Below are 12,714 nucleotides of genomic sequence, written 5' to 3'. Positions count from 1 at the left end.
GAATCCCTGCAAAGTCTGCACCCCCTACCTAGAGTTGAACCGTCCATGAACGGCTGTACCGGGTCGGTGAAGGGATCGCCACGATGTCCACTACAGGTTCACCGCTCAAAGGCGCACCAGCTGCCAGCCTGCGCGAGCTCACACTCCGGGGCATCATCCTTGGCGGCCTGATCACCCTGGTGTTCACCGCCGCCAACGTCTATCTGGGACTGAAGGTCGGCCTGACGTTCGCCACCGCGATCCCCGCCGCGGTCATATCGATGGCGATCCTGCGGTACTTCGCCAATCACTCCATCGTCGAGAACAACATCGTGCAGACGATCGCGTCGGCGGCCGGCACGCTCTCGGCGATCATCTTCGTGTTGCCCGGCCTGATCATGATCGGCTGGTGGACCGGATTCCCGTATTGGACGACGGTCGCGGTGTGCCTCATCGGCGGCATCTTGGGCGTCATGTACTCGATCCCGTTGCGCCGTGCCCTGGTCACCGGATCCGATCTGCCGTATCCGGAAGGCGCGGCCGCGGCCGAGGTGCTCAAGGTCGGTGACACCGCGCAGGGAGCCGAGGAGAATCAGCGCGGTCTTCGGGTCATCGTCGTCGGCGCCGTGGTCTCCGCCCTGTTCTCGATCGCGACGCAGACCAAGGTCATCGCCTCCGAGATCAGCGGTTTCGTCCGTGTCGGTTCGGGCGGCACGATGTTCGGCGCCAGCCTGCTGTTCTCGCTGATCGGTGTCGGCCACCTGGTCGGCGTCACCGTCGGCATCGCGATGCTCGTCGGACTCGTTCTCTCCTACGGGATTCTGCTGCCGATCCGCACGTGGGGAGATGTACCGGGCTCCGGGTCGATCGACGACGTGGTCAGTTCGGCTTTCAGCAACGAGGTCCGGTTCATCGGCGCGGGCGCGATCGCCATCGCGGCCATCTGGACGCTGCTCAAGATCATCGGCCCGATCATCCGCGGCATCACCGAGGCGCTGGTGTCGGCGCGGACCCGGAAGGCCGGCACCAAGGTTGACCTGACCGAGCAGGACATCCCGATCACCATCGTCGGCGGGGTGATCGTGGCGTTGCTCATCCCGATCGGATTCATGCTGTGGGACTTCGCCCACGACACGGTGCTACACGGCAGCATGGGGGCCGTCATCACGGTCAGCATCATCTTCGTGTTCCTGATCGGCCTGATCGTCGCATCGGTCTGCGGTTACATGGCCGGTCTGATCGGGTCGTCGAACAGTCCGATCTCCGGCGTCGGCATCATCGTGGTGCTGGCCGCCTCGGTGCTCATCAAGATCACCTTCGGCGAGAGCACCTCCGAGGAGGCCGCCGCACTGGTCGCCTACACCCTGTTCACGTCGGCGATCGTGTTCGGTGTCGCGACGATCTCCAACGACAACCTGCAGGACCTCAAGACCGGCCAGCTCGTGGGTGCGACACCGTGGAAGCAGCAGGTCGCCCTGATCATCGGTGTGGCGTTCGGGTCGGCGGTGATCCCGCCGGTCCTGCAGCTGATGCAGACGGCGTTCGGGTTCGCCGGGGCACCGGGCGCGGGCGAGGACGCGTTGGCGGCGCCGCAGGCGGGACTCATCTCGTCGCTCGCGCAGGGTGTGTTCGGCGGCGACCTCGACTGGGCGCTGATCGGTGCGGGCGCGCTCATCGGCGCGGTCGTCATCGCGATCGACGAGTTCCTGGGCCGGAATTCGACCCGCTACCGACTGCCACCGCTGGCCGTCGGCATGGGCATGTATCTGCCGATGGCGGTGACCCTCATCATCCCGATCGGCGCGTTCATCGGCCGCTGGTACAACCACTGGGCGGAGCGAACGGGCGGCAACGTCGAACGCAAGAAGCGGCTGGGCGTGCTGCTGGCGACCGGCCTGATCGTCGGCGAGAGTCTGTGGAACGTGGTCTTCGCCGGCATCGTCGCCGCGACCGGACGCGACGACATCCTCGCGATCGTCGGCGACGGCTGGGAGACCGGGGCAGAGATCCTCGGCGTGGTGGCGTTCGTGCTCGTCACCGCCGGGCTCTACAAGTGGACGCAGAGGGAAGGCAGCAGGCCCTGACGTCGGGGCACGGTTCGGTGCGTCAGGTGCAGTCGCCGATCGCCTGATCGAGAATCTCGAGGCCGAGACGCAGTTCCTCGTCGGTGATGGTGAGCGGCGGGGCGATGCGGAAGATCCCGCCCATGCCCGGTAGCTGGACGATGTTCATGTGCAGGCCGAGGTCGTAACAGCGGCGGGTTACGGCCGCACCGAGTTCATCTGCACCACTCTTGGTTTCGTGATCGGTGACGAGCTCGATGCCCTGCATCAGACCGCGGCCCCGCACGTCCCCGACGACGCCGTGCCGACGGGCGATCTCGAGCAGACCCTCTCGCAGCGCCGCTCCGGCCTGCTGCGCGCGGGCCGCGAGATCGTCGCGGATCAAGACGTCGAGCACGGTGTTGCCCACGGCGGCGACGAGCGGGTCGGAGACGTGGGTGGTGAAGAACAGGAAGCCGCGGTCATGGGCGCGCTGCTCGATCTCGGCGGACGTGATGGTCGCGGCGAGCGGCAGGCCCGCGCCGAGGGTCTTGGACAGCGTCAGGATGTCGGGCACGACGCCGTCACGCTCGAACGCGTACCAGGTTCCGGTGCGGCACAGTCCGGTTTGTGCCTCGTCGAGGATGAGCAGCATGCCGCGCTCGGCGCACTTGTCCTTGAGTGCACGCAGGTAACCGAGCGGCAGATCGAGCAGCCCGCCCGACGACAGGATCGGTTCGACGATGCACGCGGCGAGCGAGCCGACTGACTGGGCGTCGATCATCTCGAAGCCGTAGTCGAGTTGGCGTCGCCAGTCGTGTGAGCCGTCGGGGTGGGTGAAGTCGGGTCGGTAGGCGTTGGGGGTGGGGAGCGCGAGGTTGCCGGGTGCGACGGGGCCATAACCCTTGCGCCCCGAACTGTAGGTGGCGGCTGCGGCGGCGTGCGTCATGCCGTGCCACGACCGCGCAAACGACACGATCTCGTGCTTGCCGGTGACCAGCTTCGCCATCCGGATCGCGGCCTCGTTGGATTCGGCGCCGGTGGTCAGCAGCACCACTTTGTCCAGCGGGTCGGGCAGCGACTCGGCGAGACGCCGGGACAGGTCGACCACCGGCCGCGACAGCATGCCGCTGAACAGGTGATCGAGCGTGGCGACCTGATTCTGCACGGTCGCGACGATGTCCGGGTGTGAGTGACCGAGAATCGCGGACATCTGGCCGGAGGTGAAGTCGAGCAGCGATCTTCCCGACGCGGTGTAGAGATAGCTGCCCCGGGCGCGCTCGATCAGCTCCGGCGAATAGCTCGGGCAGTAGCGGATCAGATGCCGTTGGGGATCGTCGTCGGTCGGGACCTTCGACTCGACATCCGCTCGGGTGCTCGTCATGTTCTCACCGTAGTGGGTCGGGTGGGCTAGCGTTTTGTGGCGGAGCATGCGCAGACAGAGAGGAGCTGCCGATGTCATCACTCGACATCGCGACGGCCGACGCCGTACAGATCTGGACCATCAACCTGCCGGACGTGGGGAACGCGATCACCGGTGCGGAACTGATAGCGGAGTTCGAGGCCGCCGTCGATGAGGCCAACGCCGACAGCGAGATCCGTGCCGTGGTACTCACCGGTGCCGGCCACATCTTCTCCTCGGGTGGCAACGTCCAGGAGATGGCCGACTCGGAGGGGCTCTTCGGACTGTCCGGCGCGGCCCAGCGGCACGGATATGCCTCTGGCATTCAACGCATTCCGCGGGCGATGCTGCGATGCGAGGTGCCGGTGATCGGAGCGGTGAACGGTGCCGCCGTCGGTGCCGGCTGTGACCTGGCGATGATGTGCGATATCCGTGTCGCCGGCGAATCTGCTTTCTTCGCCGAGAGTTTCGTGCAGCTGGGGTTGATTCCCGGCGATGGCGGGTCGTGGTTCCTGCAGCGGGCCGTCGGCTATGAGCGGGCAGCCGAGATGACGTTCACCGGCGACCGGGTGACTGCGGCGACGGCGCTGGAGTGGGGACTGGTCAGCCGAGTCGTTCCCGACGACGAGCTGCTGTTCGAGGCCACGCAACTGGCGCGGAGAATCGCCCGCAATCCCGGTCACGCGCTGCGGATGGCGAAGCGGCTGTTGGCGGAATCCCGCACCAGTTCACTGGATTCGGTGCTCAACCTGGCGGCCGCAATGCAGCCGTTGGCGCATCAGACGCCCGAGCACCGGGAACGTATCGCGCGATGGAGCAAGAAGTAGGCGGTTCGGGTCGAACGTCCCTACCCATCCCGTTTCGCCGCGCGGGACAATCGAGGTATGGGTGAGATCAAGCAGTTCCGGATGACTCCGATGCGCAAGATCGGCGAGAAGGTGATGCCGCTGCCGGTGCGGTGGGGGCTGGTGCCGCACACCTACATGCTCACCACGCTCGGCCGGAAAACCGGCGAGGAGCACAGCCATCCGGTGAGTCTCGTCGAGCGTGACGGGTCGCGCTGGCTCGTCGCGCCCTACGGTCCCGTCGGATGGGTACACAACGCACGCGCTTCGGGGACGGTGCGCATCACCCGGCGCGGCGAGAACCAGGAATGGGCTGTCCGCGAGGTGACCTCACCCGAGGAGGCAGCGCCGGTTCTCAAGGACTATCTGCAGATCACCGGGCCGCCCCGCGACTATTTCCTGGCGAAACCTGATGCGCCGCTGGAGGAGTTCGCGGCCGAGGCGCAGCGTCACCCGGTCTTCGAGCTGACGCCGCTCGCGGTGTGACCGGTCCGCGCCCGGTCCGTGCACTCCCGCAGTTGCCAGACTCCGAGTCGGTGACGGCGTCAATCCCGTTCCTGCGTGACGAGATCCGTGGCAGCGATGGCGGCGTGGCGGCACGCGCTGACCAGGTCGGCGCCCCGGGCGAGATATCCGGCCACCGTGCCGGCGAACAGATCACCGGCACCGGTGGTGTCCACGGCCTCGACACGGCGAACTCCGATGCGCGCGATGCCCTGTTCGGAGGCCGTGATCACCCCCTCGCCGCCGAGCGTGATCACGGCCGACCGGGACTTCTCCAGCAAGCCGCGAGCGTGGCCCTCCGGGTCGTCGGAATCGCCGGATCCGTAGAACGCGGCCTCGTGCTCGTTGACGATCAGTGGGTCGGCGGCCGCGAGGATGACCGCGTCGAGCTCGGTGACGGGGCTGGGGTTCAGGACGAGTCTGCGGTCGGCGCGGCAACACCACTCGGCGACGGACCGGGTGACCTCGACGGGTGATTCGAGCTGTGTCACCACAATTCGTGGGTCGATGGCCTCCAGCGCCGAGCTCACCTCGGCGGCCGTCTGGGTGGCATTGGCGCCCGACAACACGATGATCCGGTTGGCGCCGGTCTCATCGACCTCGATGATGGCCTGCCCGCTGATCCCCTCGGTGCGCCGGACATGCGTGACGTCGACACCACCCGCGCGTTGGGCGTCGAGCATGCGATCGGCGGCATCGTCGTCGCCGACGACACCGATCAGGGCGGTGCGGGCGACCGCCGCTGCCGCCAGCGCCTGGTTGGCACCCCTCCCGCCCGGCCGCTCCGTACGGGGACGCCCCATGACCGTCTCGCCCGGGTTGGGCATGCGCTCGACATGGATGACGATGTCGAGATTGAGCGTGCCGACGACGGCGACCTCGATGGGTGTGTGGGTCACGGTCTCGATTATGCCGTTGGTGTGTGAGGTTTCGACTCGCCTTCTGCTGGCGCTTCGGGCGGCTCCACCGGCGGGGGGTGGCTTGAACCGGCGGGGCGGTTTCGACTCGCCCTCCGCTGGCGCTCCGGGCGGCTCAACCGGCGGGGGCGGGCTCAACCGGCGGGGGCGGGCTCAACCGGCGGGGGCGGCTCAAGCGGCGGTTGGGGGGTCAACCGGCGGGGGTGGGCTCAACCCGGCGGGGTCGCTCCGGCGCTGTGGGTGTCAACCGGTCACGAGGCGGCCAACGTCATCCGCACCGGCAGCGACTCCCACGAGCGCAACGTGTTGTTCAGATGTCGCTTCGGTGGTGCGCTCAGTTCGATGGTCTCCACCCGCGCGGCCAGTGCGGTCAGCAGCGCCTCGGATTCCAGCCGAGCGATGTGCTGGCCCACGCACTGGTGGATGCCCATGCCGTAGCCGACATGTCCGGACGGGTCGCGGGACAGGTCGAACTCTTCGGGACGGTCCCAGCGACGCGGGTCGCGGTTGGCGGCCCCGAGGAACATCAGGATCTTCTTCCCGTCCGGGATGGTGACTCCACCGATCTCGACATCCCTTGTGGCGGTGCGGAAGAACGTCTGCACCGGCGACTCCCAGCGGACCGCCTCGTCGAAGGCGGTGCGGGCCAGGGACAGATCCTCGCGGACACGCTGCCACTGCTGCGGGTGGGTGGCGAAGGCGTAGAGGACGGCCGCCAGTCCGTTGACGGTGGTGTCGACGCCGGCGGTCAACAGTGAGCGGACGATTCGCGGGGCCTGCTCGTGGGTGATGTCGCCGCGGTCGGCCGCCGCCCAGATGTCGGCACCGAATCCGGTGTCGGCGAGGTTCTCCCGCTCGCACTGCTCGGCGACCCAGGTGGAGAGTTCCGCGACACGCGCGTCGCCGGCGGCGACGAGACTGTTGTGCGGGCCGAAGGCGTTGAAGGTGTGATTGCCGTAGGGCAGAAGGTTTTCCCGGCCTTCCGGTCGGAGGCCGACCGCATCCGGGAAGACCCGCAGCGGAAAGGCTTGCGCGAGTTCTGGCAACGCATCGAACTCGGTGTGCGCGTCCAAGACCTGGTCGACGAGGTCGACCGCGTCGGCCAGCCAGCCGTCGCGGAGCCTGCGGATCGAACGTGGCGACAGGATCTTCGACAACACAGCGCGCGGTGCATCGTGGTGTGGCGGATCCGCCTCGAGCAGCAGGCTCGGTGGGCGCCAGGGCTTTTCGAACCGAAAATTGCTCAGGCCGACGCCCGCGCCGGATTGGAACGACTGCCAGTCCAGGAGCGCGGCGTGCACCTCGTCGTATCTGGCCATGCCGTAGACGTCGTAGGTCTCCAGGTAGACGACCGGCCCGGCCTCGCGGAGGTCCTCTTGGGAGGGCAGCGGATCGGCGAGCAGGTCGAGGTCGAACGGGTCGATGGTGCTGGTGGGTACGGTGGGGGTGTCGGCGACGGGAGCGGACATCGGATCTCCTTGGAGGGCAGGCGGATCGATCACAGATCGAGCACGAGGCGGTCGGAGCAGGCGCGGGAGACACAGACGAGCATGCAGGTGTTGGCGGCGCGCTCGTCGTCATCGAGCACCGAGTCGCGATGGTCGGGGGTGCCGTCGAGAACCGTTGTCTCGCAGGTGCCGCACAGTCCTTCGCGACAGGACGACAGCACGTTGACCCCGGCCTCGGCGAGGGCTTCGAGAACCCCGTCGTCGGGTCCGACGGTGACAACCCGTCCCGAACGGGCCAGTTCGACGTCGAAGGGCGCGTTGCGCGTCTGGTCGGCCGTGCCGGGCGCCGAGAATCGCTCCAGTCGCAGTTGGCCGACGGGCCAGTGGCCGGTCAGCGCGACGATATCGTCGAGAAGCGATTGTGGCCCACAGACGTACACGCGTGTGTCCGTGTCCACCGCGGCGAGGTGGGCAGACAGATCGATGCGCCCGGTTTCACTGCTGGCCACGATCGAGACGCGGTCGCCATAGGCTGCCAGGTCGTCGGCATACGCCATCGTGTCGCGGTGGCGGCCGGTGTAGAGCAATGCCCAGTCGGCCCCGACGATCTCGGCCTGTTGCACCATCGGCAGCATCGGCGTGATGCCGATGCCGCCGGCGATGAACAGGTATCGTCTTGCGGGCGCCAGGCGGAAGTTGTTGCGCGGACCGCCGATTCCCACCAGGTCGCCAACCTGCAGACCGTCGTGGATGAACGCCGATCCACCGCGACCGTCGGTCTCGCGGCGCACCGCGATCCGATACGTGTATGCGTCCCAACGATCTCCGCTCAGCGAATACTGTCGGGTGAGTCCGTTGGGCAGGATCACGTCGATGTGCGCGCCGGGCGCCCAGTCTGCGAGCCGGCGGCCGTCGGGGTGTTCCAGGGTCAGCTCGACGACGTCGCGGGCGACGACCACCCGATCGCGAACCCGAAGTCGGTTCGCCGTCTGGGATGGGGACTGCATCGTCATGTGGTCACTCCTCGATCTGTGTGCTGGATCAAGGGTGCGTGGATGAGTGGCGCAGGCCATAGTCGCTTCTCAATCATTGAGAGAACGGGTGTCGATGACCCTGGTCTCGATGCGGCGCCGGTTCCTGAGTAAGCGAGGAACGAGACGCATCGAAGGGCGCAGCGCTCGGTGCCTCACTCGACCAACGGGTCGTCCCCGCCGCTGATCGAGTGAGCGAGCGAGCTTGCGAGCCCGCGCATCGAGATCACTGCGAGGTGGTCTCGATGCGCTCACTCGCTGGCGCTCGCTCGCTGACTCGAAGAGTCGCCACACCCCGCTGATCGAGTGAGGCCCCGAGCTTGCGAGGCGCCGCATCGAGATCTCGTTCACCGTTGATCTCGATGCGCTCGCTCGCAAGTTCGCGGGCTTACTCGATCAGCGAAAAGGGCTGCGACTCCTCCCAGCCCACGCTGGCCGCCTGCGGCGGCCCAGGTTACTTACTCGACCAGCGGGTAAGCGTGCGATTCGTGCTGGTTTGCTTCGCTCGACCGGCGGACATGGCGGCGACTCGTGCGGGGTCGTCCGGTGCTACCAGCGGAAGTGGCGGCGGGGAGTTCCTGATCTCACTGGTGCCCAGGTGTGGACGCCGTCGCCATCACGCGGGAGATGCCCCGCGCCGCGGCCTGCAGTGCCGGGATCTTGGTGAACGCGGCGTCGTCGTTCGGGACGATCAGGGCGAGGGCGGCGACGACGGAGTTGTCGTGGCCGCGGATCGGTGCGGCGATGCCGGTGGTGTCGGGGTAGATGTGTCCGGGGCACAGGGCATAGCCCTCGCGACGGATGTGGGCGAGTGCGGTCCGGAGTTGGGCGGCTGTGTGGATCGTCTTGTCGGTGAAGGCCTTCATCGGTCCGCTGGCCACGGCTTCCTGCAGGGCGGGATCGGCATGGGCGAGGAGCACCAGGCCCGAAGACGACGCGTGCAGCGGGAGTCGTCCGGCGATCCGCGTGTAGTTGACCACCGGATTCGGCGAGGTGAGCCGTTCGAGGAACAGCACTTCGGTGCCGTCGAGCACGGCGAGTTGGGTGTCGTTGCCGATGACCTGATGCAGGTCCTCCATGAACGGCATTGCGGCGGCACGGAGTCCGACGGCAGGGGATGAGCGGGACGCCAACTCCCACAGCCGGACTCCGATGCGGACAGATCGTCCGTCGCGTTCGAGCCATCCGGCAGCGGCGAGTTCCTCGATGATGCGGGACGCGGTGGCGACGTGGAGTCCCGAGCGCCGCGCGATGTCCCCGACGGTCAGCGAGGTGTCGTCGATGCCGAATGCCTCTACCACGCGGACGGCGCGCGCGATCACCGATTCGCCGGTGGAGACGCGCGGCATGTGGTGTGGTCCTGTCCTGGTCGGTCATCGTGGGCGTTATCAACCCACCATGACCTTCTCACAGATGCGCGTAGTTGCTCTGTGGCGGCGGCCCGACCATCACGACGTCGAGGTCGGCGATCTGACCGAGCTTGGCCATCAGCGTGGCCGGGTTGACCAGTCCTTCGGTGTAGACGTTGTCGGTGGTCTCGTCGCCGGTGCGGTCGAAGAACGGCTCGAAGACGTCGGTCGTCAACACGCCGAGCATCCGGGTGTTGTGCGCGCCGAAACAGTAGCTGTGGATGGTGCCCGCCGGTGCATGGACGTAGTCGCCCGGTGTGACGAGGACCTCGGTTCCGTTGACCGACAACCAGACCCGCCCGGACAGGCAGAAGAAGTTCTCGGTGTGGTGCTGGTGGAAGTGCTGCGGGATGTAGGGCTGTTTGGCGCCGACCGTGGTCACCGAGAAGTAGCGGCTGCCGGTGTTCGCGCCCCGCGCGGAGAAGGTGTTGACGGCGTCCGGCCACTCTCGGTGCTGGCCTTCGTGGGCGCGGATGAAGTACGGTTCGATGCCCGCCGGGAGTGTGGTGTCCCAGGCGTCGGACGCGTCGACGTGACGCAGGTCGTGGGTCTGCCAGCCGCCGGGCAGGCCGTCGGTGTCGGTGGATCGGGCGCGGTAGATATGCTGTGCCACTTCGGTTTCCGTGTCGATAAGCGCATCCAGGGCGCCGCCGGGTGCCGACCACAGCAAGAACTTCGACAGGTGCTGGGTGAACCGGTAGGCGACCGGCGCGCCGGCAGGGACGTGGATGGAGTCGCCGGGACCGAGGACGCGGCTCTCGCCGGGCAACCAGAATTGGACGGCGCCGTCGAACACGTAGAACGAACGTTGGTGACCGGCCAGGCTGTGGAACGGTGCGCCGGCCCCGCGGGGCCCAAGCACGAAGGCGGCGTCGAATCCGCCTCCGCTGTCAGAGGATCGGGCGATGACCGTCCAGAGTTGGTTGCCGATCTCGTAGCGCTGTCCCTCGCCGGTGGGCAGGTAGTAGGGGACGGGCTCGCCGGGCAGGGAGCCGACGACCGGCGCGAGGGAGTGGATGGCGTCGAGGTCGTTGACCGTCATGCGGATTCCTTTGTCTTCAGGGCGGTTGCGTTCTGAGCTGTTGCCGGTTCGGTGACGAGATGGGTGGTGAAGAACCGGCCGATCGTGTCGAAACCGAATCGGGTGCGTTCTTCGGTGGTCGCGGAACGGTGGGTGGCGGCGGCGGTTCCGTCGGCCTCGAGGCGTCCGTCGTCGAAGACCGTGGCCATCGCGACGTCGAGCCGGCCGCCCGGGTTGAGGAAGCCGTGCCGGTAGTCGTCGACGAGGTAGAGGTCGCTGACGACGTCGTGCGCGATCAGTGCCTCATGCAGCAGCTCGCTGTGCCGGTGGGGACGAGAACGTCGCCGGTGCCATGGGAGATCTGGAACGGCGGCGCCGCCGGGGTCACCTGGAGGTGTGGACTCGCGTCCCGCGCGCGTGCCGGTTGCTCGTCGGGCAGTCCGCCGATCAGCCGCGTCTCGGGGGAGTTCCGCGGATCGGTCCCCGGCAACGGGGCGCCCGGCGCTACATCGGCCTCGGTGAGATCCACCGGCCCGTACGATTCCGCGACCGCCTGCACTGACGCATCCCCTTCGGCGTCTTCGCCGGGCAGGGTCGGGAGATGCCCGGTGAGTCCGGCGAGCGCGGCGAGGTGCCCGCCGGCCGAGGCGCCCCATATGCCGATCCGTCCGGGATCAATGCCGAGGTCGACCGCGTTGCGGCGTAGGAACCGGATCGCCGCCCGCACGTCATGGAGTTGGGCCGGGAAGATCGCCTCCCCGGTCAGCCGATAGTCGATCGACGCCATCGCGAGACCCGCGTCGGCGAAGTACGTCCAGAGGTCGGGTGCGAGGGTGCGGTCACCGGTGAACCATCCGCCGCCGTGTAGCCAGATCACCACCGGCGTCGTGCCGGACGGCTGGTCGGGCAGGTAGAGGTCGAGGAGCAGCGGGCCGGTCGGACGCTCGCGGTAGGTGAGCGTCCGGGGCTCGGCAACAACTGTTTCTGCGTCGGTCACGCCGACCATCGTGCGGTCCGGATCACATCGAAGTCCATCAGGAATCGCCGGATGGACGTTCGGGTCACCCGAACGATCGGGCGTCGCGAACGGTGCGGGCGACGACGTCGGCGAACTCCGCGAGGGTCGGGTCCGGTCGTCGTCGGGGCAGGCAGAGATAGGTCGTCAAGCGGGGTGCGGTGGCGAACGGGATGAACCGGATGCCGGGCCGGGCGTAGGACTCGGCGGCGGATTCGCCCGCGAGGTTGACGCCCGCGCCGACGCCGCAGAGTTCCAGGATCTCCTCGAAGCTGTGGGCGATCGGGCGAAGGGTGAGGTCGGCGGTGTCCCCAACGAGGGTCTGCAGCCACCTCGACGACGTGTCGCTGTCGCGTACCGCGATGAGGGTCTCGCCGGACAGGTCCTCGCGCGTCACCGAGGTCTGCGCGGCCAGCCGATGATCGTCGCGCATCACCACTACGCATCCCTCATCCCACAGTGGTTGTGCACGAACGCCTTTCGGTGCTGCGCCGGCCTCGGTGACGAATGCGCAGTCGACCTCGTCGTCGGCGAGTGCGCGGTGGGCGCCGTCGAGGCCGAGGTGCTTGATCTCCCAGGTGACCTCGGGCATCGCCGCGGTCGCGGCGGCCATCGTCGCGCGGAACCGGGCGCTGGACACCATCAGTCCGACGCGCACCGACGTGCGCCGCCGGCCGCCTTCGCTCCACTCGACGACCTCGTCCATCGAGGCCAGCGCCTGCCTGGCGAGGGGGAGCAGTTCGGCGCCGGCCGCGGTCAACGTGACCCGTCGTGGCGTGCGCTGCAGCAGGGGCCGCCGGGTGCGCTTCTCCAGTACGGAGACGTTCTCGCTCACCGTCGACGGACTCAGATGCAAGGATTCCGCCGCGCGACCGAAGTGCAGGTGCTCGGCGACGGCGACGAAGCAACGGAGCTGCTGTGTGGTGATGTCCATGGGGCTCGTCCGATGGTAGGACGCGGCGGCGACCGGCGGGTGTCGGTTTGCTCGGTGCGTACCGACGACGGGCAGCCTCGCGTAACCGCGCACGCTGGGCGGTCAGGCGACAATTATTGACGCGTGTTCGCCAGATCTGCGCGGTTGTGCGGGGGCCTCGACGGTGG

12 protein-coding genes are annotated in these 12,714 nt (G+C 67.8%); 3 read left to right on the top strand and 9 right to left on the bottom strand.

Annotated elements, in window-relative coordinates; genetic code table 11:
- Positions 1–83: 83 nt before the first annotated feature.
- The gene (locus tag ACWDTI_RS02470; protein WP_449736436.1) at positions 84–2,063 is read left to right on the top strand and encodes an OPT family oligopeptide transporter; all 1,980 of its coding nucleotides are present in this window, start codon (positions 84–86) and stop codon (positions 2,061–2,063) included.
- A gap of 22 nt (positions 2,064–2,085) precedes the next feature.
- On the opposite strand, the gene ACWDTI_RS02465 is transcribed toward ACWDTI_RS02470, so the two are convergent.
- Entirely contained in the window at positions 2,086–3,405 is a 1,320-nt protein-coding gene (locus ACWDTI_RS02465) for an aspartate aminotransferase family protein (RefSeq protein ID WP_449736435.1), read from the bottom strand.
- 71 nt (positions 3,406–3,476) lie between these two features.
- On the opposite strand from ACWDTI_RS02465, the gene ACWDTI_RS02460 reads away from it, so the two are divergent.
- Both ACWDTI_RS02460 and ACWDTI_RS02455 read left to right on the top strand, forming a co-directional pair.
- Complete coding sequence (locus ACWDTI_RS02460) at positions 3,477–4,250, top strand: crotonase/enoyl-CoA hydratase family protein (protein ID WP_449736434.1); 774 nt, start codon at positions 3,477–3,479, stop codon at positions 4,248–4,250.
- 57 nt (positions 4,251–4,307) lie between these two features.
- Positions 4,308–4,754, top strand: a complete 447-nt coding sequence (locus ACWDTI_RS02455; protein WP_449736433.1) for a nitroreductase family deazaflavin-dependent oxidoreductase — start codon at positions 4,308–4,310, stop codon at positions 4,752–4,754.
- Between the two features lie 59 nt (positions 4,755–4,813).
- Here the strand turns inward: ACWDTI_RS02455 and ACWDTI_RS02450 are convergent, their stop codons facing one another.
- The 8 genes from ACWDTI_RS02450 to ACWDTI_RS02415 form a co-directional block, all read right to left on the bottom strand.
- Positions 4,814–5,671 carry a ribokinase gene (locus ACWDTI_RS02450; protein WP_449736432.1) on the bottom strand — a complete coding sequence of 286 codons (858 nt, stop codon included), beginning with the start codon at positions 5,669–5,671 and terminating at the stop codon, positions 4,814–4,816.
- Between the two features lie 269 nt (positions 5,672–5,940).
- Positions 5,941–7,158 (bottom strand): cytochrome P450, encoded by a 1,218-nt coding sequence (locus ACWDTI_RS02445; RefSeq protein ID WP_449736431.1) that lies wholly within the window; start codon positions 7,156–7,158, stop codon positions 5,941–5,943.
- Positions 7,159–7,187: 29 nt separating this feature from the next.
- Positions 7,188–8,150, bottom strand: coding sequence for a PDR/VanB family oxidoreductase (locus ACWDTI_RS02440; RefSeq protein ID WP_449736430.1), 963 nt, complete (start codon positions 8,148–8,150; stop codon positions 7,188–7,190).
- A gap of 602 nt (positions 8,151–8,752) precedes the next feature.
- Positions 8,753–9,517 (bottom strand): IclR family transcriptional regulator, encoded by a 765-nt coding sequence (locus ACWDTI_RS02435; protein ID WP_449736429.1) that lies wholly within the window; start codon positions 9,515–9,517, stop codon positions 8,753–8,755.
- Between the two features lie 58 nt (positions 9,518–9,575).
- Positions 9,576–10,619, bottom strand: a complete 1,044-nt coding sequence (locus tag ACWDTI_RS02430; protein ID WP_449736428.1) for a quercetin 2,3-dioxygenase — start codon at positions 10,617–10,619, stop codon at positions 9,576–9,578.
- Entirely contained in the window at positions 10,616–10,807 is a 192-nt protein-coding gene (locus ACWDTI_RS02425) for a hypothetical protein (protein WP_449736427.1), read from the bottom strand. The genes ACWDTI_RS02430 and ACWDTI_RS02425 overlap by 4 nt, the downstream gene beginning before the upstream one ends.
- Positions 10,808–10,893: 86 nt before the next feature.
- Positions 10,894–11,595: an alpha/beta hydrolase fold domain-containing protein gene (locus ACWDTI_RS02420; RefSeq protein WP_449736426.1), complete on the bottom strand. Its 702-nt coding sequence runs from the start codon at positions 11,593–11,595 to the stop codon at positions 10,894–10,896.
- A 64-nt stretch (positions 11,596–11,659) separates the two neighbouring features.
- The gene (locus tag ACWDTI_RS02415; RefSeq protein WP_449736425.1) at positions 11,660–12,547 is read right to left on the bottom strand and encodes a LysR family transcriptional regulator; all 888 of its coding nucleotides are present in this window, start codon (positions 12,545–12,547) and stop codon (positions 11,660–11,662) included.
- Positions 12,548–12,714 lie beyond the last annotated feature (167 nt).

Source organism: Gordonia sp. NPDC003424, assembly GCF_053588655.1.
This window is presented reverse-complemented; position numbering and strand designations above follow the sequence as displayed.